At 63.9% G+C, this 24,999-nt stretch carries 24 protein-coding genes; 20 read left to right on the forward strand and 4 right to left on the reverse strand.

Going from position 1 to position 24,999, the window contains the following annotated elements:
* Positions 1-64: 64 nt before the first annotated feature.
* Complete coding sequence (locus tag KZJ38_RS06840; protein ID WP_219799358.1) at positions 65-3,619, reverse strand: Rne/Rng family ribonuclease; 3,555 nt, start codon at positions 3,617-3,619, stop codon at positions 65-67.
* Positions 3,620-4,449: 830 nt separating this feature from the next.
* On the opposite strand from KZJ38_RS06840, the gene KZJ38_RS06845 reads away from it, so the two are divergent.
* The 4 genes from KZJ38_RS06845 to KZJ38_RS06860 all read left to right on the forward strand — a co-directional run bounded on the left by KZJ38_RS06845 (position 4,450) and on the right by KZJ38_RS06860 (position 7,652).
* On the forward strand, positions 4,450-5,505 hold the full coding sequence (locus KZJ38_RS06845) for an RluA family pseudouridine synthase (protein WP_219799359.1): 1,056 nt from the start codon (positions 4,450-4,452) through the stop codon (positions 5,503-5,505).
* Positions 5,486-6,145, forward strand: a complete 660-nt coding sequence (locus KZJ38_RS06850; protein WP_219799360.1) for an HAD-IA family hydrolase — start codon at positions 5,486-5,488, stop codon at positions 6,143-6,145. Before KZJ38_RS06845 ends, KZJ38_RS06850 begins: the two co-directional genes overlap by 20 nt.
* The gene (locus KZJ38_RS06855; protein WP_219800156.1) at positions 6,145-6,552 is read left to right on the forward strand and encodes a Rieske (2Fe-2S) protein; all 408 of its coding nucleotides are present in this window, start codon (positions 6,145-6,147) and stop codon (positions 6,550-6,552) included. The genes KZJ38_RS06850 and KZJ38_RS06855 overlap by 1 nt, the downstream gene beginning before the upstream one ends.
* 92 nt (positions 6,553-6,644) lie before the next feature.
* A complete protein-coding gene (locus KZJ38_RS06860) occupies positions 6,645-7,652 on the forward strand; it encodes a S49 family peptidase (protein WP_219799361.1) in 1,008 nt (335 codons plus the stop codon).
* 118 nt (positions 7,653-7,770) lie between these two features.
* Here KZJ38_RS06860 and KZJ38_RS06865 read toward each other — a convergent pair whose 3' ends face one another.
* Positions 7,771-8,490, reverse strand: a complete 720-nt coding sequence (locus tag KZJ38_RS06865; RefSeq protein WP_219799362.1) for an SAM-dependent methyltransferase — start codon at positions 8,488-8,490, stop codon at positions 7,771-7,773.
* A complete protein-coding gene (locus tag KZJ38_RS06870; protein WP_219799363.1) occupies positions 8,487-9,104 on the reverse strand; it encodes a Maf-like protein in 618 nt (205 codons plus the stop codon). The genes KZJ38_RS06865 and KZJ38_RS06870 overlap by 4 nt, the downstream gene beginning before the upstream one ends.
* Positions 9,105-9,392: 288 nt before the next feature.
* On the opposite strand from KZJ38_RS06870, the gene KZJ38_RS06875 reads away from it, so the two are divergent.
* The 7 genes from KZJ38_RS06875 to acpP all read left to right on the forward strand — a co-directional run bounded on the left by KZJ38_RS06875 (position 9,393) and on the right by acpP (position 15,353).
* Entirely contained in the window at positions 9,393-10,085 is a 693-nt protein-coding gene (locus KZJ38_RS06875; protein WP_219799364.1) for a DUF177 domain-containing protein, read from the forward strand.
* A 114-nt stretch (positions 10,086-10,199) separates the two neighbouring features.
* Complete coding sequence (rpmF, locus tag KZJ38_RS06880) at positions 10,200-10,379, forward strand: 50S ribosomal protein L32 (protein WP_219799365.1); 180 nt, start codon at positions 10,200-10,202, stop codon at positions 10,377-10,379.
* Positions 10,380-10,599: 220 nt separating this feature from the next.
* Positions 10,600-11,901: a phosphate acyltransferase PlsX gene (gene plsX / locus KZJ38_RS06885; protein WP_425518332.1), complete on the forward strand. Its 1,302-nt coding sequence runs from the start codon at positions 10,600-10,602 to the stop codon at positions 11,899-11,901.
* The gene (locus tag KZJ38_RS06890) at positions 11,901-12,890 is read left to right on the forward strand and encodes a beta-ketoacyl-ACP synthase III (RefSeq protein ID WP_219799366.1); all 990 of its coding nucleotides are present in this window, start codon (positions 11,901-11,903) and stop codon (positions 12,888-12,890) included. Before plsX ends, KZJ38_RS06890 begins: the two co-directional genes overlap by 1 nt.
* 194 nt (positions 12,891-13,084) lie before the next feature.
* Positions 13,085-14,017 (forward strand): ACP S-malonyltransferase, encoded by a 933-nt coding sequence (gene fabD, locus KZJ38_RS06895; RefSeq protein ID WP_219799367.1) that lies wholly within the window; start codon positions 13,085-13,087, stop codon positions 14,015-14,017.
* Positions 14,018-14,215: 198 nt separating this feature from the next.
* Positions 14,216-14,965 (forward strand): 3-oxoacyl-ACP reductase FabG, encoded by a 750-nt coding sequence (gene fabG, locus KZJ38_RS06900; RefSeq protein WP_219799368.1) that lies wholly within the window; start codon positions 14,216-14,218, stop codon positions 14,963-14,965.
* Between the two features lie 148 nt (positions 14,966-15,113).
* Entirely contained in the window at positions 15,114-15,353 is a 240-nt protein-coding gene (acpP, locus tag KZJ38_RS06905) for an acyl carrier protein (RefSeq protein ID WP_004197638.1), read from the forward strand.
* Here acpP and KZJ38_RS06910 read toward each other — a convergent pair.
* Positions 15,343-15,552, reverse strand: coding sequence for a hypothetical protein (locus KZJ38_RS06910; RefSeq protein ID WP_219799369.1), 210 nt, complete (start codon positions 15,550-15,552; stop codon positions 15,343-15,345). The two genes, acpP and KZJ38_RS06910, sit on opposite strands and share 11 nt — an antisense overlap.
* A 112-nt stretch (positions 15,553-15,664) precedes the next feature.
* Between KZJ38_RS06910 and fabF the strand changes: the two genes are divergently transcribed.
* The 9 genes from fabF (at position 15,665) to lepB (ending at position 24,818) form a co-directional block, all read left to right on the forward strand.
* The gene (gene fabF, locus KZJ38_RS06915; RefSeq protein WP_219799370.1) at positions 15,665-16,903 is read left to right on the forward strand and encodes a beta-ketoacyl-ACP synthase II; all 1,239 of its coding nucleotides are present in this window, start codon (positions 15,665-15,667) and stop codon (positions 16,901-16,903) included.
* A gap of 13 nt (positions 16,904-16,916) precedes the next feature.
* A complete protein-coding gene (locus tag KZJ38_RS06920; RefSeq protein WP_219799371.1) occupies positions 16,917-17,387 on the forward strand; it encodes a protein YgfX in 471 nt (156 codons plus the stop codon).
* Between the two features lie 92 nt (positions 17,388-17,479).
* Positions 17,480-18,079 carry an RNA polymerase sigma factor RpoE gene (gene rpoE / locus KZJ38_RS06925; protein WP_075157742.1) on the forward strand — a complete coding sequence of 200 codons (600 nt, stop codon included), beginning with the start codon at positions 17,480-17,482 and terminating at the stop codon, positions 18,077-18,079.
* Positions 18,080-18,198: 119 nt separating this feature from the next.
* Positions 18,199-18,855, forward strand: coding sequence for a sigma-E factor negative regulatory protein (locus KZJ38_RS06930; RefSeq protein WP_219799372.1), 657 nt, complete (start codon positions 18,199-18,201; stop codon positions 18,853-18,855).
* A gap of 34 nt (positions 18,856-18,889) precedes the next feature.
* Positions 18,890-19,936: a MucB/RseB C-terminal domain-containing protein gene (locus KZJ38_RS06935; protein ID WP_219799373.1), complete on the forward strand. Its 1,047-nt coding sequence runs from the start codon at positions 18,890-18,892 to the stop codon at positions 19,934-19,936.
* 19 nt (positions 19,937-19,955) lie between these two features.
* Positions 19,956-21,500: a DegQ family serine endoprotease gene (locus tag KZJ38_RS06940; protein ID WP_219799374.1), complete on the forward strand. Its 1,545-nt coding sequence runs from the start codon at positions 19,956-19,958 to the stop codon at positions 21,498-21,500.
* A 35-nt stretch (positions 21,501-21,535) separates the two neighbouring features.
* A complete protein-coding gene (locus tag KZJ38_RS06945) occupies positions 21,536-21,838 on the forward strand; it encodes a glutaredoxin family protein (protein ID WP_219799375.1) in 303 nt (100 codons plus the stop codon).
* 267 nt (positions 21,839-22,105) lie between these two features.
* On the forward strand, positions 22,106-23,899 hold the full coding sequence (gene lepA / locus KZJ38_RS06950) for a translation elongation factor 4 (RefSeq protein ID WP_219799376.1): 1,794 nt from the start codon (positions 22,106-22,108) through the stop codon (positions 23,897-23,899).
* 22 nt (positions 23,900-23,921) lie between these two features.
* Positions 23,922-24,818 (forward strand): signal peptidase I, encoded by an 897-nt coding sequence (gene lepB / locus KZJ38_RS06955; protein ID WP_219799377.1) that lies wholly within the window; start codon positions 23,922-23,924, stop codon positions 24,816-24,818.
* Positions 24,819-24,999: the final 181 nt, after the last annotated feature.

The raw sequence follows: 24,999 nt of genomic DNA on the forward strand, positions 1-24,999 counted from the left end.
GTGGTGGGCTTTGTCAATGCGGCCCCAACAAGCAGGGCCGCATCAGACGAAGGCCGGCTCCGCGTTACTGCGAGTGCTTTGCCGTTTCGACCTGCTGCATCGGCGCCGTATCGACCGGCGGCAGCGGCTTGCGCTCGCGCGGCGCGCGCGCCGGCGGCACGACTTGCGCGGCGGCCTGCTGGGCGGCGTGAAGCTTGTCGGCGTCGGTGTTCACCCAGACGAGGCCCACGCCTTCGAGCATCGACTGCAACGCTTGCGGCGACGCGCCGGCCGCTGCGTGCGTGCCGTTTGCGCGTGCTGCTGCTTGCGGCGCGGCAGACGGCTGCTCGTGAGCGGCGGCGGTGGCTGGGCTCGGGGCGGCAGCGCTTGCTGCTACCGGCGCCGGCGTCGCGGCCGCGACAGGCGCAGGTTCGGCCGTCGTTTTTGCCGGTTCAGCAGCTTCGAAGCGTTCCGTACGCGGTGCTTCAACTGGCTGCGGAGCCGGTGCGTAGGCTGGTGCATAAGCCGGTGCTGCAGGCTGTTGCACAGCGGGTTCGACGTGAGCCGGCGTGGCTGCCGTGGCCGGTTGCGCATCGGGCTGCGTTACGGCTGCGCTCGACGGTTCGACCGCGGCTTGAACGGCCGGGGCCGGTGCCGGGGTTGCAGTTGCCGGTGCGGCATCAGCGTGTTGCGGCGCTGCGGACGATGCATCGAACGCGACGGCCGGAGCAGCCTCGGGGTGCGAAGCCGGTGCCCGAGCGGGTGCCTGAGCCGGTGCTTGAGCGGGTTGCTGAGCCGGTTGCTGAACAGCTGCATGCGCCGGTGCATAAGCCGCTTCAACCGGCGCCTGAGCCGGCGACGGCTGGAACTGCGTCTGCACTTGCGTCGCTGCCGGCTCGCTGGCGACGGGCGCTTGCTGCCCGGTCACCGGTTCCACGTGCTGAACCGTCGCCGCCTTTTCGGCTGCGAGCGGCGGCGTTTCGTCTGCCGGCTGCAGTTCAGTGATGACATGCGTTTGCGTCGCAACGGCTGCCACGACCACTTCCACCGCCGTCTCCACCGGTTGCTGCGCCTCGTGACGGCCCGCATGTTCCGGCGCCCGCACCGGCGCTTCCGCCGGCACGCTTGCGCCATCGCCTTCCGCTTCGGCGACGTCGGCTGCCGTGTTGACGTTCACGCCTTCCTCTTCGCGCTCACGACGGCCGCCACGACGGCCGCGGCGGCGCCGGCGGCGTTCCTCGCCGTCACGCGCGGCTTCCTGTTCGGTCGGCAGGGCGCCGCCCGTCAGGTTCGCTTCTGCCTGCGCCGCCGTATCCGCGGCTTGCGCTTCGGTCTGGCTCAGCGCGTCGACATTTTCCTGCTGCTGACGACGACGTTCGCCGCGCTCGACACGGTCCGGGCGCTCACGGCGCTCACCACGTTCCTGACGCTCGCCACGTGCGCCGGCTTCCGCCGTATCGGCGCGTTCAGCGGCGCGGTCCTGACCGCGTTCCGCGCGCTCGACGCGGTTCTCGCGCGGCTCGCGGCCTTCACGGCTCTCGCCGCGGTTGTCACCGCGGTTATCACTGCGGTTGTCACGGTTCTCACGCTCGCGGCCCTCACGCGGCTCGCGACCTTCACGGCCTTCGCCCCGACCATCCCGACCCTCGCGTCCTTCACGACCGCCACGCGTCTCACGAGCCTCGCGCGGTTCGCGCTCTTCGCGACGCGGCTGTTGGCCCTGACGGCCGCCGGCCGCCGCGCCTTCACCGCGCGTTACCTTGTCGCGCGCCGCGCCGCCACGGCGATTGCGGTCGCCGCCGCGCTCGCCGCTACGTTCACCCGTGCGTTCGCCACGTTCGGCGCGCTCACCGCGTGCCGGACGTGCTGCTTTTTCAGCCGTGGCCGGCTGTGCGACCGGCGCCGCCGGCTGCATGCCGAACAGGCCCTTGAGCCAGCCGATAAAGCCGCCCGAAGCCGGCGTCACCGCAACCGGCGCCGGCGTGGCCGCCGCCGTGCGCACCGGCGCGCTCGGCGCCGGCTTCTCGGGCGTGATGCCCTTCACGGCCGCTTCCTGCTTCGGCTTCACTTCTTCGGTGCGCTTGCTGTAACCGGTTTCCGATTCCAGCTCGCGAGCCGCTTCCTCGGCCATCTTCCACGACGCACGCGGGTCGTCGAGGCGTGCGTCGTCGTGACGCAGACGCTCGAGCTTGTAGTGCGGCGTATCGAGGTGCTTGTTCGGCACGAGCACCACGGCGACCTTGAAACGCGACTCGATCTTGTTGATTTCCGAGCGCTTTTCGTTGAGCAGGAAGGCGGTCACCTCGACCGGCACCTGGCAGTGGATCGCCGCGGTGTTTTCCTTCATCGCTTCTTCCTGAATGATCCGCAGCACTTGCAGCGCAGACGATTCGGTATCGCGAATATGCCCCGTGCCGTTACAGCGCGGGCAGGTCACGTGGCTGCCTTCCGACAGTGCCGGGCGCAGCCGCTGGCGCGACAGCTCCATCAGGCCGAAGCGCGAGATCTTGCCCATCTGCACGCGCGCACGGTCGTGCTTGAGCGCGTCTTTCAGGCGCTGCTCGACTTCGCGCTGGCTCTTGGCCGACTCCATATCGATGAAGTCGATCACGATCAGGCCGCCCAGGTCGCGCAGACGCAGCTGGCGCGCGACTTCGTCGGCGGCTTCGAGGTTCGTGCGCGCGGCGGTTTCCTCGATATCGGCGCCCTTGGTGGCGCGCGCCGAGTTCACGTCGATTGCGACGAGCGCCTCGGTGTGGTCGATCACGATCGCGCCGCCCGACGGCAGCGGCACCGTGCGCGAGTACGCGGTTTCGATCTGATGCTCGATCTGGAAGCGCGAGAAGAGCGGGACGTCGTCGTGGTAGCGCTTGACCTTGCTGACGTTGTCCGGCATCACGATATCCATGAAGGCGCGTGCCTGGTCATGGATTTCGGTCGTATCGATGAGGATTTCGCCGATATCGGGCTGGAAGTAGTCGCGAATCGCGCGGATCACGAGGCTCGATTCGAGATAGATCAGCATCGGCGTGCCGGACTGGCCGCTTTGCGAGGCCGCCTCGATCGCACGCCAGAGCTGCATCAGGTAGTTCAGATCCCACTGCAGTTCCTCGGCGCTGCGGCCAATGCCGGCCGTGCGCGCGATGATGCTCATGCCCTCGGGCAATTGCAGCTGCGCCATCGTTTCGCGCAGTTCCTGCCGGTCATCGCCCTCGATGCGGCGCGACACGCCGCCGCCGCGCGGATTGTTCGGCATCAGAACCAGATAGCGGCCGGCGAGCGAGATAAACGTGGTCAGGGCCGCGCCCTTGTTGCCGCGCTCTTCCTTCTCGACCTGAACGATCAGTTCCTGGCCTTCCTTCAATGCATCCTGGATGCGCGCGGAGCGCATTTCGACGCCATCGCGGAAATACTGGCGGGCAACTTCCTTGAACGGCAGGAAGCCGTGGCGATCTTCGCCGTAGTTGACGAAACAGGCTTCGAGCGACGGCTCGATGCGCGTGACGATGCCCTTGTAGATATTGCCTTTGCGCTGTTCGCGGCCGGCGGTTTCGATATCGATGTCGATGAGTTTTTGCCCATCGACGATGGCGACGCGCAATTCTTCCTGCTGCGTCGCATTGAACAGCATGCGTTTCATTGAACGGCTCCAGAGCGGCTTTGCGCGGCCCGGCATCCGGCGTCTCGGGTTGCAACCGGTTGCACCTCGCAACCCGGCTGCAAAACGGAACGCCAAACGACAGGCAGCGGCACGCCGCGCCTTATTGTGTTTTCACAAGCACGCTGGAGCGGGAAAAGTGGCGGGAGAATTGCCTTAAGAGGGCGCCGTCCGCAAGAAAGGACAAGGACGACTGCCGCAGGGCACATGCGAACACGGCTTCAAATAAACGGCGCGACACGCCCGAGCCCGGCCGACCGTCTGCCTGTGCCTTCATCCATTCCCACCGGTGCGCCAACTGGGCGCATGACCGGACGGGCGAAGGCTGCGGTCTGACGCGTGGGATTCGCTATGCATCGCGATATCCCGCTCAAAGCTGTCTCGCCTGATTTTTTGACGTCGCCAAGTCCTGCATTTCCTCGCAGGACGCCATGGGCGCTCGCCGTATTTTCGCCACCGGTGCGCCTCGAATCGAAGTGAGGCGCGCCGGTCAAATTCTTTTTGACCAAAGTTCCGTTACCGTCGGAGCCGCTTCGACCGAACGCGCCTCTGGGCGCTGTCCCTGCCGGGCACGGCTTCCGTGCGTGCAACTTGTTGCATCTCGTTTTGGGGTGAGCAACGCGCCCCTGGCGCAAGTAAAATGTTGGTTTAACACCTGCACCTGTGCAATCCGCCCGCGGTTTGGCTGCGATTCGACCGTGGTTCGACTGCGCTTGAATCGCATTTGAACCGCGCTCAGGGTACCGGCTTCGGTTTCATCATGCCGGCCGAACCCGCTCCCGCCGCAGACTGCTGGGCAAATTATATTCAGAATGAAAGAGTTAGGCAAAAATTCGCAGAAACCGGTCGCAGGTGATCAGGTGTCGATGATTGAAATCGACGATAGCGCGGCTGGTCAGCGGATCGACAATTTTCTGTTGCGCATCTGTAAAGGTGTGCCGAAGAGCCATATTTACCGCATCCTGCGCAGCGGGGAAGTGCGCGTGAATAAGGGGCGGGTCGATGCGCAATACAGGCTGGCATATGGCGATCTGGTCCGTGTGCCGCCGGTTCGCATCGCGCACGGCACGGCCGAGGCTGCGCCCGTGCCGCCGCCTTCGGCCCATTTCACGATTCTGTTCGAAGACGACCATTTGCTCGTGATCGACAAGCCGGCCGGCGTTGCCGTGCACGGCGGCAGCGGGGTCGCGTTCGGCGTGATCGAGCAGTTGCGCGCGGCGCGGCCGCAGGCGAAATTCCTCGAACTGGTGCATCGGCTCGACCGCGAAACGTCGGGCGTGCTGATGCTCGCGAAAAAACGCGCGGCGCTCGTCGATCTGCACGAACAGATTCGCGAGAACCGGGTCGACAAGCGCTATTACGCGTGCGCGCACGGCGAGTGGGCGAACGATTGGGGCCGGCGCCGGGCGGTCAAGGAGCCGCTGCACAAGTACCTGCTGCCCGACGGCGAGCGGCGGGTGCGGGTCCAGCCGGACGGCCTGCCGTCGCACACGGTGTTCAATCTGGTCGACCGGTGGCCCGAATACGCGCTGCTCGAGGCGGAACTGAAAACGGGTCGCACCCATCAGATACGCGTCCATCTGGCTCATCTGGGGCTGCCGATCGTCGGCGACGCGAAGTATGGCGATTTCGCGCTGAACAAGGCGCTGGCGCGCGCGAATGCCATGCCGGGCATCAAGCGCATGTTTTTGCATGCGTACCGGCTCAAGATCACGCATCCGGCGACTGGCGAGACGCTGCAGTTTCAGGCGCCGCTACCCGACGAGTGCCGGCGCTTTATTACACAGCTTGCCGAGCTAAACGGGCAAAATCCCTCCCGCACCTCCTCTAATAACGAGACGCACACGCATGGCTCGACAGCAATTTGATCTGATCGTTTTCGATTGGGACGGCACGCTGATGGATTCGACCGCGCATATCGCGCGCAGCATTCAGGCCGCTTGCCGCGACCTGGGGCTGCCGGTGCCGGCCACCGAGGCAGCGAGCTACGTGATCGGCCTCGGCCTGCGCGACGCGCTGCAAATTGCCGCGCCGACCCTGGACCCGGCCGACTACCCGCGGCTGGCCGAGCGCTATCGCTTTCATTTCCTCGTGAAAGACCAGACCACCGAGCTTTTCGAGGGCGCGCGCGAGCTGCTGGCCGAACTGCGCGACACCGGTTATCTGCTTGCGATCGCGACCGGCAAGAGCCGCGTCGGCCTGAACCGCGCGCTCGATCAGGTGCGTCTGACGAGCCTCTTCGACGGCACGCGCTGTGCCGACGAAACCTTCTCGAAGCCGCACCCGGCCATGCTGCACGAGCTGACGCGCGAGCTTGGCCAGGACCCGGCGCGCACGGTCATGATCGGCGACACGACGCACGACCTGCAAATGGCCTCGAATGCGGGCGTGGCCGGCATCGGCGTCGCTTACGGCGCGCATCCGGCCGACTCGCTATCGGCTTTCGGTCCGCAATACATCGCTGAAAGCATCGGTTCGCTGTCCGACTGGTTGCGCGAGCACGCATGATGAGCGGCACGGATAGCGGATCGGCCGAACCCGTGCGCGTGTGCGCATCCGACGAACTCGTCGACGGCGGCGTCGGCATACGGCGCGATGCGACCTGTGGCGACGGTAACGTCGTTGTATTCTTCGTGCGCTACGATGGCACCGCATACGGCTACCTGAACCGCTGCGCGCACGTGCCGATGGAGCTCGACTGGGTCGAAGGTCAGTTCTTCGAATCGTCGGGCTTATACTTGATGTGCTCGACGCACGGCGCGATCTACGCGCCGGATACGGGGAAATGCGTCGGTGGTCCGTGCCGTGGCGGGAGATTGCGTGCGGTGCGGGTCGAAGAGCGCGAAACGCCTGAAGGGCGCGCGGTATTCTGGCTGCCGGACGGCGAGCTTCGGCCGCTGGGCCTGGACCGCTGAGTTTGGACAGATGCGCGTCGGAACCCGGCGCGCCTTGACCATTCCTCAATCAATTCCCGGAACAACAATCCAATCGATGCAGGCGGCAACGCATGTCTGACAATCTCACTCCCGATTCCAATGAAGCGAACAAGTCCGCCGAGCGCAAGCCGGCGGGCGGCAACGAGCCCGGCTGGGAGCGCGCCGCGCTCGAACGCATCGCGCTCGCCGCGATCGCCGAGCAGCGCGCGGCGCGGCGCTGGCGCATCTTCTTCCGCTTTGTGTTTCTCGCGTTTCTCATCGGCATCGGCTGGGGCGTTTTCGATCTGACGGGCGACCATGTCGCCGCGACCGGACGTCATACCGCGCTCGTTTCGCTCGAAGGCGAGATCTCGTCGGATACCAACGCGAGCGCCGAAGACATCAACTCCGCTCTCGACGATGCGTTCGAAGACGCCGGCACCGCGGGCGTCGTCCTGCGTTGCAATAGCCCGGGCGGCAGCCCCGTGCAGGCGGGCATTATCTATAGCGAAATCCGGCGCCTGCGCAGCAAGCATCCGTCGATTCCGCTGTATGTCGTGGTCGGCGATATGTGCGCGTCGGGCGGCTACTATGCGGCCGCCGCGGCGGACAAGATCTACGTCGACAAGGCGAGCATCGTCGGCTCGATCGGCGTGCTGATGGACGGTTTCGGCTTTACCGGCTTGATGGACAAGCTCGGCGTCCAGCGGCGTCTGCACACGTCTGGCGAAAACAAGGGTTTCTTCGATCCGTTCTCGCCCGAGACGCCGAAGATGGACGCGCATGCGCAGCAGATGCTCGACCAGATTCACGCGCAATTCATCGATGCGGTGCGCCAGGGCCGCGGCAAACGGCTGCATGAAACGCCGGACATCTTCTCGGGCCTCTTCTGGACCGGCGAGAAAAGCGTCGAACTCGGACTCGCGGATGGCTTCGGCGATACCGACTACGTCGCGCGCGAGATCATCAAGGCGCCCGACGTGGTCGATTACACGGTGAAGGAAAGCATCACCGACCGCGTCGCGCGCAAGTTCGGCGCGGCGGTCGGCAGCGCGGCGATTCACGCGATGATTGCCGGCGGGAAGCTGAATTTGCGGTGAGGTGTGGCGGGCAATGCGCGCGTGCGGCTTGTGCCGCCCGTCGCCCGTCGCATGCCGCATGCCGCATGCGGAGCGTGATGCCGCGTGGCGTCGCGCTTGCCGCCTTCGTCGCCAGGATTTATATCGCCAGCAGCAGGAAAATCGCCGGCCGCTTATGCAGATCGGGCGCCGGCTTCTTCTTCCAGTCACTGACCGCGCGGCTTACGATCGTTTCGCTCGCGAGTGTCAGATCGACTGCGACACAGATCAGCGTCGACGGCGCGCAGGACGCGAGCAGCGTGTCGAGCAGGGCGCGATTGCGATACGGCGTTTCGATAAAAATCTGCGTCTGCTTTGCCTTGCGCGACTGCTGCTCGAGTTCGCGCAAGCGCTTCGCGCGCTCGCCCGCATCGACCGGCAAATAGCCGTGAAAGGCGAAGCTCTGGCCGTTCAGGCCCGACGCCATCAACGCCAGCAGAATCGAGCTCGGGCCCACGAACGGCACAACCTTGACGCCGCGCTCGTGCGCGCGCCGCACGAGCAGCGCGCCCGGGTCGGCGACGGCAGGGCAGCCGGCTTCCGATACGAGCCCCGCGTCGGTGCCCGCGAGAATCGGCGCGAGCAGGCGGTCGATTTCACCGGCGGGTGTGTTCACGTTGAGTTCGCGAATCTCGATTTCCTGGATCGGCCGCTCGGTACCGACTTTCTTCAGGAAGGCGCGCGTGGTCTTCGCGTTTTCGCCGATGTAGTAGCCGAGCGTGGCGGCGCGTGCGCGGACCGGCGCGGGAAGCACGGCGTCGAGCGCGTCGGCGTCGCCGTCGCCGAGCGTGTTCGGGATCAGATAGAGCACGCCGCTCATGGCGCCCCCCAGAGCGGATAGCCCGCCGCGAGCAGCATGCCCGACAGCGCGATCAGCGGCAGGCCGATCAGCGCGGTCGGGTCGTTCGATTCGATCGCTTCGATCAGCGTGATGCCGAGTCCTTCCGCTTTCGCGCTGCCTGCGACGTCGTACGGTGTTTCGGCGCGCAGATAGGCGTCGAGCGCGGCGTCGGGCAGCGTCCGGAAGCGCACGCGGGTCATGACATCGATGCGCTGCGCATCTTGCGAGCGGCTGTCGAAGAGGCAAAGCGCACTGTGGAACAGCACTTCGCGACCGCGCATCGCTTTCAGTTGTGCAAGCGCTTTTTCATGGGTGCCGGGCTTGCCGATCTGCAAGTCGTCGAAGGTCGCGACCTGGTCGGAGCCGATGATGAGCGCATTGTCCGCGTCGGCGAGGCCAGCCGCGACCGCGCGCGCTTTGGCTTCGGCGAGGCGCAGCGCGGTGGCTTGCGGGCTTTCGCCGGCCTGCGGGGTTTCGTCGATGTCCGGCACAGCGACATCGAATGGAATGCGCAGGCGTTCGAGCAGCGCGCGGCGATAGCGCGAACTTGACGCGAGAATCAGGCGGGGTGGGCTTTTGAGGGGTTCCGGCATGGTGGAAAACGGGTTTTGAAAGGTGGTCTGCGTGCGGCGTCGTATACCGGGCCTTAAGTGTTTGACTCGAAAAGACAAAACGGATATAGTTTTGGGCTTTTCTAGCGGTGGCTTCTGCGGGTAGCGGTACGCGATCGGCAGGCCCCTCGCCGGGGGGCGCAGGCGGAAGCCGGCAAACGCGGCAGCAAGCGCGGAAGCAAGCGCAGAATCAAATGCAGTCGCAAACGCGCAGTAACAAGGCAGCAGTAACAAACCGCGGCGGCAAAACGCAGCAGGCAGGGGACGCACATGACGCATTCGACTCAGCACAAAGGCACGCCCGCTCCCGTCGATCCGCGGCAACTCGATCTGTTCGAGTTTGCACGTAGCGGGCGGCAATTCGCCGGTGTCGTGCGCGTTTCGCAACTGCCGCGCATGTTAAACGAAGTCCCGGCGGACGCGCCAGCAGACCAGCGCGATACCACGTTCACCTGGCAAGCCGAAGGATCGACGCAGCCGGAATTGCAGGACGACGGTACCGAAGGTCCGCAGCCGTATCTGCGGCTCGCGGTTCACGGTAGTGCGTGGCTCGAATGTCAGCGCTGCCTGGCACCGTACGAGCAGGCATTCAATGTCGATGCGATTTATCGCATCGTCGGCACTGAAGCGGAAGCTGAAGAGTTTCCGCTCGATGAAGATGAAGTCGATGTGATCGTGGGCTCGCGCCAGTTCGATCTCGTCGAGTTGATAGAAGAAGAATTGCTGTTGTCGTTGCCGCTCGTGCCGAAGCACGAAATCTGTCCCGACGTGCACGAGAGTCTGACCTCGGGCGCAGCCGGTACCGAAGGCAGCGACGAGCAGGATGAAGCAGACGAAAAAGGCGGCGCCGAGCCGGACCGGCCGAATCCGTTTGCGGTGCTGCAAGGCCTGAAATCAAAGGGCCCGGATGGGTCCGATGATGGATCGGACGACGGGTCTGATAATTCAGGCGGCAAGCATTGAACAGGTTGCAGGGGTAGCGCGAGGCGAGCCATGAGGCGGACCGGTTAGCGGACCCGCCAGTGGCGGTCGCGACATCGCGCTGTGTTAGAATTCGGAAAATTTTCAGGAGTTATCATGGCAGTTCAACAGAACAAGAAGTCGCCGTCGAAGCGTGGCATGCACCGTTCGCACGATTTCCTCAACACGGCGCCGCTCGCAGTTGAGCCGAGCACGGGTGAAGTGCATCTGCGTCACCACATCAGCCCGAACGGCTACTACCGCGGCAAGAAAGTCGTCAAGACGAAGAACGACTAATCGGCGAGAGCGTGTTGCGCCCTTTCACAGGCGTTGCGCGCGGCGGTCGGTTCGTCGCTGCCGGTTCCGCGGCTGCGGTTCATACTGCGGCCACTGCAGCGGATTCAACGATTAGGTTGTTCAGTACCGGCTTGACGAACACTCGCCTGACATTTTCCCGGCACACCGAAGAGGCGGCATTCACTTGCCGCTTTTTTGTGTCTGAAATTCGTCGCACTCGATGACTGTAAAACTCACGATCGATTGCATGGGTGGCGACCACGGCCCGTCCGTGACCGTCCCCGCTGCCGTCAACTTCGTTCGCTCGCATCCCGACGCGCAGCTGATGCTGGTCGGCATCGAGAGCGCGATCCGCGCGCAACTGAAGAAACTGAAGGCCGTGAACGAACCGGCGCTCACAGTCGTGCCGGCGAGCGAGATCGTCGCCATGGACGATCCGGTCGAGGTCGCGCTGCGCAAAAAGAAAGATTCTTCGATGCGCGTCGCGCTCAACCGCGTGAAGGAAGACGACGCGCAGGCCTGCATTTCCGCCGGCAACACCGGCGCGCTGATGGCCGTGTCCCGCTACGTGCTGAAAACGCTGCCCGGCATCGAGCGTCCGGCGATCGCGTTCGCTTTGCCGAACCCGACCGGCTACACGATGATGCTCGACCTCGGCGCGAACGTCGATTGCGAACCGCAGCATCTGCTGCAGTTTGCCGAGATGGGCCACGCGCTCGTGTCCGCGCTCGAAGGCAAGGATCGTCCGACCATCGGTCTCCTGAACATCGGCGAAGAGATGATCAAGGGCAACGAGACGATCAAGCGCGCAGGCGAGTTGCTGCGCGCGAGCACGCTGAATTTCCGCGGCAACGTCGAAGGCGACGACATCTATAAGGGAACGACCGATGTGATCGTCTGCGACGGTTTCGTCGGCAACGTTGCGTTGAAGACGTCGGAAGGCCTCGCGCAGATGCTCTCCAACATCATCAAGGAAGAGTTCGGCCGCTCGTGGCTCACGAAAGTGATGGCCGTGCTCGCGCTGCCGGTGCTGTTGCGTTTCAAGAAGCGCGTCGATCATCGGCAATACAACGGCGCGGCGCTGCTCGGCTTGCGCAGCCTTGTGATCAAAAGCCACGGTTCCGCAGACGCTTATGCGTTTGAGTGGGCTATCAAACGCGGGTATGATGCCGTCAAAAATGGCGTGCTCGACCGCCTGGCGAGCGCGATGGAGGAGAACGCCGGTTCCCTCGAACAGGCGACGCATACGGCACAAGCGGCACGAGCCGTGGGCGGCGCAGGCGATGCAGCGGCGGTAGCTGCGGCGGGCGTGTCAGCTTCATCCGATTCCGATCCGGCCAGTGCCGGAAAGCCGACCCGCGAGCCGACCCCTGAGCCGACACCAGCCGATCCGGCGAACCCCGCCAGCTCGTCTGCCGGCGCAGTCGGCTCTGACGGTCCCGCTTCCGGTCCGGCTTCGGATCCTGTCGCAGGCCGTACAGGTCGTGCCGGGCCCTACGCCGCATCTTCCTCGAAGGCATAATGGCGCAATCCACTATTTACTCCCGCGTGCTCGGCACCGGCAGTTATCTGCCGCCGCAACGCGTCTCCAACCAGCAACTGGCTGATCGACTCGCGAAGCAGGGCATCGAAACGAGCGATGAATGGATCGTCGCCCGCACGGGCATCCACGCACGCCACTTCGCTGAACCCGACGTGACGACGAGCGACCTCTCGCTGTTCGCGTCGCAACGCGCGATCGAAGCCGCCGATGTCGATCCTCAGTCGATCGATCTCATCATCGTCGCGACCTCGACACCCGATTTCGTGTTTCCGAGCACCGCGTGTCTGCTGCAGAACAAGCTCGGCATCAGGAACAATGGCGCCGCGTTCGACGTGCAGGCCGTGTGCTCGGGCTTCGCGTACGCCGTCGCGACAGCGGACAGCTTTATCCGCAGCGGCCAGCATCGCACCGCGCTCGTCGTCGGTGCGGAGACGTTCTCGCGCATTCTCGATTTCAACGATCGCACCACGTGCGTGCTGTTCGGCGATGGAGCGGGCGCGGTCGTGCTGCAGGCATCGAACGAGCCGGGCGTGCTCGCGAACGCGCTGCACGCGGACGGCAGCTACTCGAACATTCTGTGCACGCCGGGCAATGTGAACGGCGGCGTCGTGTCGGGCAGTGCTTTCCTGCATATGGACGGCCAGGCGGTGTTCAAGCTCGCGGTCGGCGTGCTCGAAAAAGTCGCGGTCGAAGCGCTCGAAAAAGCGAACCTCAAAGCCGAAGAAGTCGACTGGCTGATTCCGCATCAGGCCAATATCCGCATCATGCAAAGCACGTGCCGCAAGCTCGGCCTGCCGCAGGAGCGGATGATCGTCACCGTGCACGAGCATGGCAATACGTCGGCGGCTTCGATCCCGCTCGCACTCGACGTCGCCGTGCGCGACGGCCGTATCAAGCGCGGCCATACCGTGCTGATCGAAGGCGTCGGCGGCGGCTTTACATGGGGCGCTTCGGTGATCCGTTTCTGACGGCCGGCGGTTCCTGTGGCTGTCTTTCCTATGACGGCGGCGGAACTGCGCTGCTTGTGCGTCGCGAATGTGCCGCCTGCAAGCGCAGCAGAGCAAATGCCGCTCGTCGCGCATAGCACAGGAGCCCGCACACACGAACGACAGCGTCGCGCCTGGCGCCGCGCACATCTGAATTCATCGATTTTGGGGGCGATATGAAATTTGCGTTCGTTTTTCCGGGCCAAGGCTCGCAATCGGTCGGCATGCTGAACGCGTTCGGCGATCATCCTGTTGTGCGCGAGACGGTCCAGGAAGCGTCGGACGCACTGAACCAGGACATCGGCAAGCTGATCGCCGAAGGCCCGGCAGACGATCTGAACCTCACGACGAATACGCAGCCCGTGATGCTGACCGCAGCATATGCAATTTACCGCGCGTGGCAGGCGGCCGGAGGCCCGGCACCGGCTATCGTCGCCGGCCACAGCCTCGGCGAATACACGGCGCTCGTCGCCGCCGGCGCGCTGAAGTTTCGCGACGCGGTGCCGCTCGTGCGCTTTCGCGCGCAAGCGATGCAGACCGCGGTGCCGGTCGGCGTGGGCGGTATGGCCGCGATTCTCGGCCTCGACGACGACACCGTGCGCGCCGCGTGCAGTGAAGCGTCGTCTGAAGGCACGGTCGAAGCCGTCAACTTCAATGCGCCTGCACAGGTCGTGATCGCGGGCCACAAGGCGGCGGTGGAAAAGGCGTGCGAAATCGCCAAGGCGAAAGGCGCGAAGCGCGCGCTGCCGTTGCCGGTGTCGGCGCCGTTCCATTCGTCGCTGCTCAAGCCCGCGTCCGATCAACTGCGTACGTATCTCGCAAACGTCGAAATCGAGGTGCCGACGATCTCGGTGATCAACAACGTCGACGTCGCGATCGTGCGCGAGCCGGCTGCGATCAAGGATGCGCTCGTGCGTCAGGCGGCCGGCGCCGTGCGCTGGGTCGAATGCGTGCAGACGATGGCGAAAGAGGGCGTCACGCAGGTGTTCGAATGCGGTCCGGGCAAGGTGCTTGCTGGCCTCACGAAACGCATCGACGGCAATCTCAGCGGTGCGGCCATCGTCGATCCGGCGTCGCTCGACGAAGCGCTGAAGCTCGCGAACACGTAACGGCAAAAAGAGCGCAGTCAGCACCGAACTAAGCACCGAACTAAGCACCGCAGTCAGCACAGTAGTAAGCGGCAGCCCCGCGGCAAACGAACGGCGAACGCGCCGCCGCCGCGACCGACCGGTTTAAACCGGTCGCGAACAGCAGGCAAGAGCGGAATCACAGCGGAACTAAAGCGGAATCACAGCGGAATTTCAACGATGGAAAAAACTCTCGACAAGCAGATCGCAGTGGTCACCGGCGCATCGCGCGGCATCGGCCGCGCGATCGCGCTCGAACTCGCGCGTCAGGGCGCCACCGTGGTCGGCACGGCGACCAGCGAGAGCGGCGCGCAAGCGATCACCGAAGCGTTTCGCGAAGCGAATCTGAACGGCCGCGGTGCGGTGCTCGACGTCAACGACGCCGCTGCGGTCGAAGCGCTGATCGAAGGCACGGTGAAGGAATTCGGCGCGCTCAACGTGCTTGTGAACAACGCGGGCATCACGCAGGACCAGCTCGCGATGCGCATGAAAGACGAAGACTGGGACGCGGTGCTCGACACGAACCTGAAGGCGGTGTTCCGTCTGTCGCGTGCGGTGCTGCGCCCGATGATGAAGGCGCGCGGCGGCCGCATCATCAACATCACTTCGATCGTCGGCGCATCGGGCAATCCGGGGCAGGCCAACTACGCGGCGGCGAAGGCCGGCGTGGCCGGCATGACGCGCGCGCTCGCACGCGAGATCGGCAGCCGCGGCATCACGGTGAACTGCGTCGCGCCGGGCTTTATCGATACCGACATGACGCGCGTGCTGGCCGAAGAGCAGCAGGCCGCATTGAAGGCGCAAGTGCCGCTGGGGCGTCTGGGCGCGCCGGAGGAGATCGCTTACGCGGTCGCGTTCCTCGCATCGCCGCAAGCGGCCTACATTACGGGCGTCGAATTGCACGTAAACGGCGGCATGTATATGTCGTAATCAAATTCGGTTACTATCCGCGCCGCAGCGCAGTTTCGCTCGCGCGCGGACAGAGCCTTCGCAGCAACGTGCGCGCCGTTTTTCCGCGGGGCAAACCTGATAAAATGCGCGCACCTGTATTTATGAACTTTTTTCCCTTGGAGGGGTAATGGACAACATCGAACAACGCGTTAAGAAGATCGTTGCGGAACAACTGGGCGTCGCCGAAGCGGAAATCAAGAACGAAGCCTCGTTCGTCAACGATCTCGGCGCTGATTCGCTCGATACCGTCGAACTGGTGATGGCCCTTGAAGACGAATTCGGCATGGAAATCCCGGATGAAGAAGCCGAGAAGATCACCACGGTGCAGCAAGCGATCGACTACGCTCGCGCCAACGTCAAGGCTTAAGGTCATTCGCGCCAGCATCGCCGCCTGCATGGACGTCGTCCGCATGGTCGTCGCCTGCTTTGTCGTCAGATACGTCGGCGCGTGCCTTGTCGTCGGATATGCCGGCGCCGCCCGCTTTGTCCGTGTCGGCGCGCCGCTGTTGCGCGGCCCGCGCGCCACGCGTGGAACAGGCGGCCAGGCCGCCGCTACCGGTGTTCATGCCAGGCTCATAGCCACAGGGTACACAGGCTCGTCGCCTGTTGCCGCTGTGGCTTTTGCTTTGGGCTGAACTGCCGTTTTTGCTTTCGTCATTCTATGGAAAAGGGGTTACCGTGAGCCGCCGTCGTGTTGTTGTTACAGGCCTGGGGCTGATTTCGCCTGTTGGCAATAATGTTGCCGATGGATGGGCCAATCTGGTCGCCGGCAAATCCGGCATCGCCGACATCACGAAGTTCGATACGGCGAATTTCTCGACTCGCTTTGCCGGCGAGGTCAAGGGCTTCAGCGTCGAGGAATACATTCCCGCGAAAGAAGCGCGCCATATGGATACATTTATCCATTACGGCATCGCGGCCGGCATGCAGGCGATCAAGGATAGCGGCCTCGAGATCAACGAAGCGCTGGCCGAACGTGTCGGCGTGGTCGTGGGCTCCGGTATCGGCGGCCTGCCGATGATCGAAATCACGCAGACCGAACTGTTGAACCGCGGTCCGCGCCGCATCTCGCCGTTCTTCGTTCCCGCGTCGATCATCAACATGATCTCGGGCCATCTGTCGATCAAGTTCGGCCTGAAGGGTCCGAATCTGTCGATGGTCACGGCCTGCACCACGGGCCTGCATTGCATCGGCGAAGCCTCGCGTCTGATCGAGTACGGCGACGCCGACGTGATGATCGCGGGCGGCGCGGAATCAACCGTCTCGCCGCTCGGCATTGGCGGTTTCGCGGCGGCGCGCGCGCTGTCGCAGCGCAATGACGATCCGGCTACCGCAAGCCGTCCGTGGGACAAGGACCGCGACGGTTTCGTGCTCGGCGAAGGCGCGGGCGTGATGGTGCTCGAAGAGTACGAACACGCGAAGGCGCGCGGCGCGAAGATCTACGCCGAAGTGTCGGGCTACGGGATGAGCGGCGACGCTTACCATATGACCGCGCCGCTCGAAGACGGCGACGGCGCGCGCCGCTGCATGCTGGCCGCGATGAAGAACGCGCGCATCAATGCGGACGAAGTCGGCTATCTGAATGCGCACGGCACCTCGACCCAGCTCGGCGACCTCGCGGAAACGATCGGCATCAAGCGCGCCTTCGGCGATCACGCGAAGAACATCGTCGTGAATTCGACCAAGTCGATGACCGGCCACCTGCTCGGTGGCGCGGGCGGTCTCGAGTCGGTGTTCACGGTGCTGGCCGTGCATCATCAGATTTCGCCGCCGACCATCAACATCTTCAACCAGGATCCGGAATGCGATCTCGACTACTGCGCGAACACGGCGCGGGAGATGAAGATCGATGTCGCGCTGAAGAACTCGTTCGGGTTCGGCGGCACGAACGGGACGCTGGTGTTCAAGCGCGCGTAAGCGGCGTTACCGGTTGACCCAGTCGCAAACGCAATACTCGCAGAAATTCCAGGGCGGATCGTCGCAGCGCATCGTGCTGCGGCGGTCCGCCTTGGTGTATGGCGCGACCGCGGCCTTCATCGCGATTGCGGCCACGGCAGTCTTCACCACCTTGATGCCGCGCGCCGGATGGGTGCATGCCGCCGTCGCCGTGCTGACGATGCTCGCCGTGTTGTGCCTTGCGTGGGCGCATGACGCGCGCCGCCGCCCCGCGTCGCTTAAAATCGGGCCCGATGGTTTGACGGCGTGGAACCGCGCTGGGCAGCCGATCGCGCAGGGCCGTATCGCAAGCTTCGCGCAGTGGAGCGGTTGGCTGCTGTCGGTCGTGCTTGTAAGCGACAATGGCCGCTCCCGCACGCTGCTTGTCACGGCCGACATGCTTTGCTCCGACCATTTCCGTGAGCTGTCGGTACTGGCCCGGCGCGCCGCGCACGGGGCAATGTAACGACTGTTACCGCGGTTACTGCTGTAACGTGACAGGATGAAGGGGACGCTACAATGGTCCCCCCGCGGGCCCCTTGCTAACGGATTTATCAGGTGAGCGAAAAAGAAATTGATCAGGTGCTGGTCGAGCGCGTGCAGAACGGCGACAAGGCCGCGTTCGAGCTTCTGGTCACCAAGTACCACCGCAAGATCATCCGGCTGATCTCGCGCCTCGTGCGGGATCCCGCCGAGGTCGAGGATGTGGCCCAGGATGCGTTCATCAAGGCATACCGGGCGCTTCCGCAATTCCGCGGCGAGTCGGCTTTCTATACGTGGTTGTACCGGATTGCCGTGAACACGGCGAAGAACTACCTTGCGACGCAGGGCCGGCGGGCGCCCACGTCCACAGAAGCGGACGCCGAAGAAGCTGAAACTTTCTCGGATGCCGACCAACTAAGGGATATCAACACGCCCGAGTCGATGTTGATGAGCAAACAGATCGCAGAGACGGTCAATGCTGCAATGGCGGTTTTACCGGAAGAGCTGCGCACCGCCATTACTCTTCGTGAAATTGAGGGTTTGAGCTACGAGGAAATCGCCGAAATGATGGGCTGCCCGATCGGCACCGTCAGATCGAGAATTTTCCGCGCTCGCGAAGCCATTGCGGCAAAATTGCGTCCGCTGCTGGACACACCCGAGGGCAAGCGCTGGTAATTGGCTGATGGTTGGCGGGTAGTTCGCCGTTAATCAGCTGATCGTCGCTTCGGGGCAGCGGTCCAATATCTGGGTCAGGTGGTGTCACTACGGGGTGTCTGTAAAGGATGGGGAGCATCATGGGGTCGGTTTCGTTGCACGCGCAAGCGAACTCGCAGGCCAATCTGCAAACGGGCTCGCGCGGCGAGCGTCTGTCTGCCTTGATCGACGGTGAATGGCAAGGAGAAGACTCCGGCGCATTCATCGCCGCGCTCGATCATGAAGATCGCGCGGCGTGGTCGAACTATCACCTGATCGGCGACGCATTGCGTTCCGACGATCTCGCATTGAGCGCAAGCGCCAGCCGCGCGTTCATGAGCGGCTTCGCGGCGCGCTTCGAACACGAAGCGCATATCGTCGCGCCGTCGGCGTCGCGCGCAAGCGGCGCAGCCACACAGCGCACGCTGTTCGGCCTGCGTCTCGCGCCGGCGTTCGCAGTCGCTGCCGCGGCGGCCACGCTCACATGGATCGTGGTGCCGCAACTGCAGGGCGTGAATACCGGTCTGCAGAATGTATCGCAGGTCGCATCCGTTTCGTCGTCAGGCGATCGTGTGCAGCGCGTGGCGATGGCGTCGATGCCGGCCGCGACCGCACAACCGGCGGTGCAGGACGCGAACATCATCCGCGACGCGAGTCTCGATCAGTATCTCGAGGCCCATCAGCAATTCGCGCAGCAGCCGTCGATGGGCGCCGCGATGCCGCTGATCCGCGCGGCCGTTACGACGCCAGGCCGCTAGGGCCTGCGATAAGGTCGACAGGATCGATAGCTCGATGCAGACTTTGCGGTTCAATAAAACGAAAACCTGGGGACGGCTGCCGGCACTTCTGTTCTGTGCGGCCGCATTACTTTCAGCGTTATCCGCCTCGCCTCGCGCATTCGCGCAAGACGACCCGTCCGTCCGCCGCCAGGCGGCCGAACTGCTCAACCGGATCCATCAGGCTGCGCAGCAGCAGAATTACGAAGGCGCGTTCGTCTATCAGCGCGGCACCTTCGTGCAGACCTCGCGCATCTCGCACTATGCGACGCGCAACGATGGCGAATACGAGCAGCTCGAAAGTCTCGACGGCAAGCCGCGCAAGATGCTGCGTCATAACGACGAGCTTTATACGTTCGTACCCGAACGGCATCTGTGCGTCGTCGAGCAGCGGCAGAACAAGGATTCGTTCCCGGCCTTGCTGTCGGCGAGCAGCGACGACGTGCTGTCGGTCTACGAGCCGAAGATTCTTGGCCGCGATCGCGTCGCGGGCCTCGAAGCGGACGTGATCGAGCTCGATCCGAAAGACCAGTATCGCTTCGCTTACAAGCTGTGGGCCGACACGAAAACCGGCTTGCTGCTGCGCGCGCAAACGCTCGATCCCAACGGCGACGTGCTCGAGCAGCTGTCGTTTTCGCAAATTCGCATCGGCGTGCCCGTCGACAAGACGCCAATCGCGGCGGGCATTCGCAATACGGCCGGATGGACGGTGGTGCGTCCGCCGGTCGAGCCGGTCAATATGGAAGCGCAGGGCTGGCAGATCACGCCCAACGTGCCGGGCTTCAGAAAGATCCGTGAATTGCGGCGTCCGATGGCCGCGCACGATCCGAGCAATCCGCCGATTCCCGTCGACCAGATGGTGTTTTCCGATGGCCTCGCGGCTATCTCGATCTTCGTTGAGCCAGTCGAAAAAAATACACGGAAGGAAGGCGCGGGCAGTACGGGGGCAACCCATGTGCTCGTCAAGCGCCGCGGGGACTTCTGGATAACCCTGCTTGGCGAAGTGCCCCAGGTCACATTGCAGCAGTTCGCGTCTGCCATAGAATACAAGGCTCCCAGGTAATCCATCGGTTTACGACGACATGACGAATCTCTCGGTGCGCAAATTCCTCGCGGCCGCGTTGCTGGCGGCTTGCCTGCCGTTTCTGCCGCATACGGCAGTGGCGGCGCCCGCAGCGAGCCTTCCCGATTTCACCGACCTCGTCGACAAGGTCGGCCCCGCGGTCGTCAATATCCGCACGACCGCGCATGTGCCGACCAGCAACCGCGGCTTGCCGCCGGGGATGGACGACGGCGACATGTCTGAGTTTTTCCGCCGCTTCTTCGGCATCCCGATGCCGCAGTCGCCGCAATCGCCGCGTGGTGGCGGCGGTGGCGGCGGTAGCGGCAACGACAACCAGGGTGGCCAGGGCGGCAGTCAGGGGGGACAGGGCGGCGGAGATTCGCAGCAGGACAACAGCGACTCCGAAACGAACAGCGGGGTCGGTTCGGGCTTCATCCTGTCGTCTGACGGTTACGTGATGACCAACGCGCACGTGATCGACGATGCCGACACGATCTACGTCACGCTCACCGACAAGCGCGAATTCAAGGCGAAGCTGATCGGCGTCGACGAGCGCACCGACGTCGCGGTCGTGAAGATCAACGCGACGAATCTGCCGAGCGTCACGATCGGCGATTCGAATAAGGTGCGCGTCGGCGAGTGGGTTGTCGCGATCGGGTCGCCGTTCGGCCTCGAGAACACGGTGACGGCCGGCATCGTCAGCGCGAAGGGGCGCGATACCGGCGACTATCTGCCGTTTATCCAGACCGATGTCGCGGTGAATCCCGGTAACTCGGGCGGTCCGCTGATCAATATGCAAGGCGAGGTGATCGGTATCAACTCGCAGATCTACAGCCGTACCGGCGGCTTTATGGGCATCTCGTTCGCGATTCCGATCGACGAAGCGATGCGCGTCGCCGATCAGCTGAAGACGTCGGGCAAGGTCGTGCGCGGCCGCATTGCGGTCGCGATCGGCGAAGTCACGAAGGATGTCGCCGATTCGCTCGGTTTGCCGAAGGCGCAGGGCGCACTCGTCAGCAGCGTCGAGCCGGGCGGCCCGGCCGACAAGGCCGGCGTGCAGCCGGGCGACATCATCCTGAAGTTCAACGGCCATCCGGTCGATACGGCCACCGATCTGCCGCGCATGGTCGGCGACACGAAGCCCGGTACGAAGACGACCATCACGATCTGGCGCAAGGGCCAGACGCGCGATCTGTCGGTGACTGTCGCCGAGATGCAGCCGGACAAAGCGACGCGCACCGACCAGCGCAAGCCGCCCGCGCCGAAGCAGCAGGCGCCGAATGCGCTGGGCCTCGCGGTCAGCGACATCCCGGCGGAACAGCTCAAGACGCTGAAGCTGCGCAACGGCGTGCAGGTCGATGTGGTCGAAGGGCCGGCCGCGCGCGTCGGGCTCGAGAAGGGCGACATCATTTTGCGGATCGGCGACACCGACGTGACGAGCGCGAAGCAGTTCGACGAACTCACCGCGCATCTCGACCCGCAGAAGATGGTCGCGCTGCTCGTGCGTCGCGGCGACAACACGCAGTTCGTGCCGATCCGCCCGCGCGCGCAACCACAGAAGTGACCGCGACAAAAATGACCGCGGACGCGGCGGCACAGATGACGTACGCAACCCGTGCAACGAATCCGGCGCCTTCGTCCGCGCCGCTGGTGTTCACGCTGTACGGGCGCGCATGGTGTCATCTTTGTGACGACATGCGCGCCGCGCTCGAACCCCTGCTCATGGGATCCGGCGCGCGTGTCGACGTCATCGATATCGACACCGACCCGGCGCTCGAAGCGCGCTACAACGAAGCCGTGCCGGTATTGATGTACGAAGGTGCGGAGCTGTGCCGCTATCACCTCGATGCGACGCGTGTGCGCGCGGTGCTGGCCACGCGAGCCGATGCGTCGGCGCGCTGATGCGTGGCTAATGCTTTGCTGATGCATCGGGCCTTGCTCGTGCATCGGTTTTCACGGCCGTCCGCGCGAACGCGCGCAGGCGGTTCTTCTGCAAACCGATACGCGTCCATACGCCTCGATACGCCTGCCGCCCGATCATCCTCGCGCCGTCCCCGTAAAACCGCCTGCGGTACCCCTTTTCGGCTAAAATAGGCAGGTTTTTCAGTCTGTTTACAAGGCGTGCTTCGCGACCCACCGAGCGCGCCTTTTTTGCTTGATCGGCCTTGAATGGATCATATTCGTAATTTCTCGATCATCGCGCACATCGACCATGGCAAGTCGACGCTTGCCGATCGCATCATCCAGATTTGCGGCGGCCTGTCGGACCGCGAAATGGAATCCCAGGTGCTCGACTCGATGGATCTCGAGCGCGAACGGGGCATCACCATCAAGGCGCAAACCGCCGCGCTGTCCTATAAGGCGCGCGACGGCAAGGTCTACAACCTGAACATGATCGACACGCCGGGCCACGTCGACTTCTCGTACGAGGTCAGCCGCTCGCTGTCCGCGTGCGAAGGCGCGCTGCTCGTCGTCGATGCGAGCCAGGGCGTCGAAGCGCAGACGGTTGCTAACTGCTACACGGCGATCGAACTCGGCGTCGAAGTCGTGCCGGTGCTGAACAAGATCGATCTGCCGGCCGCGAACCCCGAAAGCGCGATTGCCGAAATCGAAGACGTGATCGGCATCGACGCCACGGACGCCGCGCATTGCAGCGCGAAGACCGGGCAGGGCGTCGAAGACGTGCTCGAATCGCTGATCGCGAAGGTGCCGCCGCCTAAGGGCAATCCGGACGCGCCGCTGCAGGCGCTCATCATCGACTCGTGGTTCGATAACTACGTCGGCGTCGTGATGCTCGTGCGCATCGTCAACGGCACGCTGCGCACGAAAGACCGCATTCGCATGATGGCGACGGGCGCCGAGTATCCGGTCGAGCACGTCGGCGTGTTCACGCCGAAGTCGCGCAATCTCGACGCGCTGTCGGCGGGGCAGGTCGGCTTTATCATCGCGGGCATCAAGGAGCTGACGGCGGCACGCGTCGGCGATACGGTCACGACCGTCAAGGTCCCGGCGCCCGAGCCGCTGCCGGGCTTCAAGGAAGTGAAGCCGCAGGTGTTCGCCGGCCTCTATCCGGTCGAAGCAAACCAGTACGACGCGCTGCGCGAATCGCTCGAAAAGCTCAAGCTCAACGACGCCTCGCTGCAATACGAACCGGAAGTGTCGCAGGCGCTCGGCTTCGGCTTCCGCTGCGGCTTCCTCGGTCTGCTGCATATGGAAATCGTGCAGGAGCGGCTCGAGCGCGAGTTCGACATGGACCTGATCACCACCGCGCCGACGGTGGTCTACGAAGTCCTGCAGCGCGACGGCACGATCGTGATGGTCGAAAACCCCGCGAAGATGCCGGACCCGTCGAGGATCGAAGAAGTGCGCGAGCCGATCGTCACGGTGAACCTGTACATGCCGCAGGACTATGTCGGCTCGGTTATCACACTGTGCACGCAAAAGCGCGGCAGCCAGATCAACATGCAGTACCACGGCCGCCAGGTCCAGCTGACCTACGAAATTCCGATGGCCGAGATCGTGCTCGACTTCTTCGACCGGCTGAAGTCCGTCTCGCGCGGCTACGCGTCGATGGACTACGAGTTCAAGGAGTATCGCGCGTCGGACGTGGTGAAGGTCGACATGCTGATCAACGGCGACAAGGTCGATGCATTGTCGGTTATCGTGCACCGCGCGCAGAGCCAGTATCGCGGCCGCGAAGTCGCCGCGAAGATGCGCGAAATCATTCCGCGCCAGATGTACGACGTGGCGATCCAGGCCGCGATCGGCGCGCACATCATCGCGCGCGAGAACATCAAGGCGCTGCGCAAGAACGTGCTGGCGAAGTGCTACGGCGGCGACATCTCGCGTAAGAAGAAGCTGCTCGAGAAACAGAAGGAAGGCAAGAAACGGATGAAGCAGGTCGGCTCGGTCGAGATTCCGCAGGAGGCGTTCCTCGCGATCCTGCGAGTCGAAGACAAATAAGACGAACAACGGGATCCCCTCGATGAATTTTGCATTGATTCTTTTTGTGCTCGTCGTTTTGACGGGCATCGCATGGGTTGCAGACAAGCTCTTTTTCATGCCGCAGCGTCGGCGCGCGGCGGATGCGGCCGTCGCCGACTTCGACCGGCAGCAGGAACGGGTCGGCGAGCGCTTCGCCGACGAAAATCCGGATCAAACGCGCGCGAAACTGCGTGACGACAAGCTGCGCCAGCCGTGGTGGCTCGAATACACGGCGAGCTTTTTCCCCGTGATTCTGGTCGTGTTCGTCGTGCGCTCGTTTGTTGTCGAGCCGTTCAAGATCCCGTCGGGCTCGATGGTGCCGACGCTGCTGGTCGGCGACTTTATCCTCGTGAATAAATTCGACTACGGCCTGCGCCTGCCGATCGTCAATACGAAGGTCACGTCGGGCCATCCGCTGCAACGCGGCGACGTCGTCGTGTTCCGCTACCCGAAGGACGAATCGGTCGACTACATCAAGCGCGTAATCGGCTTGCCCGGCGACGTGGTCGCGTATCAGGACAAGAAGCTGACGATCAACGGCAAGCCGGTTCCGGAGACGCCGCTGCCCGATTACTTCGACGAGGAGCGCATCGGCTATGCGAAGCAGTTCGAAGAAGATCTCGACGGCCGCAAGAACCGTATTCTGAATAACCCGGCGGTGCCGCCGTTTATCGTCGGCGCGGAAGACTACCCGTTTCGCAACAACTGCGACTACAACGACCGCGGCGTGATCTGCAAGGTGCCGCCGGGCAACTACTTCATGATGGGCGACAACCGCGACAACAGCGCGGATAGCCGCTACTGGGGCTTCGTGCCGGACGCGAATATCGTAGGCCGCGCGTTCTTTATCTGGATGAACTTCAGCAACCTCAAGCGCATCGGCACGTTCCAGCAGTAAACGGCCTCTTCTTCGTGATCGAAGCGGACGGCGCGCGGTGAGCGCCAGATTGTTTCTGCGCAGGCGTCTGCTTCGATCGACGTCGCGTGAGCTGCGTTTGCGCGTTGTGAAAGGGGCGCCTCGCCACGTCATGTCTGGCGACAGTTACGTTGCGATTCGCGATCACGATCCTGAATCACCG

The sequence above is a fragment of the Paraburkholderia edwinii genome (genome assembly GCF_019428685.1).
GTDB classification, from domain to species: domain Bacteria; phylum Pseudomonadota; class Gammaproteobacteria; order Burkholderiales; family Burkholderiaceae; genus Paraburkholderia; species Paraburkholderia edwinii.

What these genes read in the sequence shown, in the direction of transcription:
- KZJ38_RS06840 (WP_219799358.1), bottom strand. Translation starts at nt 3,619, where the DNA reads ATGAAACGCATGCTGTTCAATGCGACGCAGCAGGAAGAATTGCGCGTC.
- KZJ38_RS06845 (WP_219799359.1), top strand. Translation starts at nt 4,450, where the DNA reads ATGAAAGAGTTAGGCAAAAATTCGCAGAAACCGGTCGCAGGTGATCAG.
- KZJ38_RS06850 (WP_219799360.1), top strand. Translation starts at nt 5,486, where the DNA reads ATGGCTCGACAGCAATTTGATCTGATCGTTTTCGATTGGGACGGCACG.
- KZJ38_RS06855 (WP_219800156.1), top strand. Translation starts at nt 6,145, where the DNA reads ATGAGCGGCACGGATAGCGGATCGGCCGAACCCGTGCGCGTGTGCGCA.
- KZJ38_RS06860 (WP_219799361.1), top strand. Translation starts at nt 6,645, where the DNA reads ATGTCTGACAATCTCACTCCCGATTCCAATGAAGCGAACAAGTCCGCC.
- KZJ38_RS06865 (WP_219799362.1), bottom strand. Translation starts at nt 8,490, where the DNA reads ATGAGCGGCGTGCTCTATCTGATCCCGAACACGCTCGGCGACGGCGAC.
- KZJ38_RS06870 (WP_219799363.1), bottom strand. Translation starts at nt 9,104, where the DNA reads ATGCCGGAACCCCTCAAAAGCCCACCCCGCCTGATTCTCGCGTCAAGT.
- KZJ38_RS06875 (WP_219799364.1), top strand. Translation starts at nt 9,393, where the DNA reads ATGACGCATTCGACTCAGCACAAAGGCACGCCCGCTCCCGTCGATCCG.
- rpmF (WP_219799365.1), top strand. Translation starts at nt 10,200, where the DNA reads ATGGCAGTTCAACAGAACAAGAAGTCGCCGTCGAAGCGTGGCATGCAC.
- plsX (WP_425518332.1), top strand. Translation starts at nt 10,600, where the DNA reads ATGACTGTAAAACTCACGATCGATTGCATGGGTGGCGACCACGGCCCG.
- KZJ38_RS06890 (WP_219799366.1), top strand. Translation starts at nt 11,901, where the DNA reads ATGGCGCAATCCACTATTTACTCCCGCGTGCTCGGCACCGGCAGTTAT.
- fabD (WP_219799367.1), top strand. Translation starts at nt 13,085, where the DNA reads ATGAAATTTGCGTTCGTTTTTCCGGGCCAAGGCTCGCAATCGGTCGGC.
- fabG (WP_219799368.1), top strand. Translation starts at nt 14,216, where the DNA reads ATGGAAAAAACTCTCGACAAGCAGATCGCAGTGGTCACCGGCGCATCG.
- acpP (WP_004197638.1), top strand. Translation starts at nt 15,114, where the DNA reads ATGGACAACATCGAACAACGCGTTAAGAAGATCGTTGCGGAACAACTG.
- KZJ38_RS06910 (WP_219799369.1), bottom strand. Translation starts at nt 15,552, where the DNA reads ATGAACACCGGTAGCGGCGGCCTGGCCGCCTGTTCCACGCGTGGCGCG.
- KZJ38_RS06930 (WP_219799372.1), top strand. Translation starts at nt 18,199, where the DNA reads ATGGGGTCGGTTTCGTTGCACGCGCAAGCGAACTCGCAGGCCAATCTG.
- KZJ38_RS06935 (WP_219799373.1), top strand. Translation starts at nt 18,890, where the DNA reads ATGCAGACTTTGCGGTTCAATAAAACGAAAACCTGGGGACGGCTGCCG.
- KZJ38_RS06940 (WP_219799374.1), top strand. Translation starts at nt 19,956, where the DNA reads ATGACGAATCTCTCGGTGCGCAAATTCCTCGCGGCCGCGTTGCTGGCG.
- KZJ38_RS06945 (WP_219799375.1), top strand. Translation starts at nt 21,536, where the DNA reads ATGACGTACGCAACCCGTGCAACGAATCCGGCGCCTTCGTCCGCGCCG.
- lepA (WP_219799376.1), top strand. Translation starts at nt 22,106, where the DNA reads ATGGATCATATTCGTAATTTCTCGATCATCGCGCACATCGACCATGGC.
- lepB (WP_219799377.1), top strand. Translation starts at nt 23,922, where the DNA reads ATGAATTTTGCATTGATTCTTTTTGTGCTCGTCGTTTTGACGGGCATC.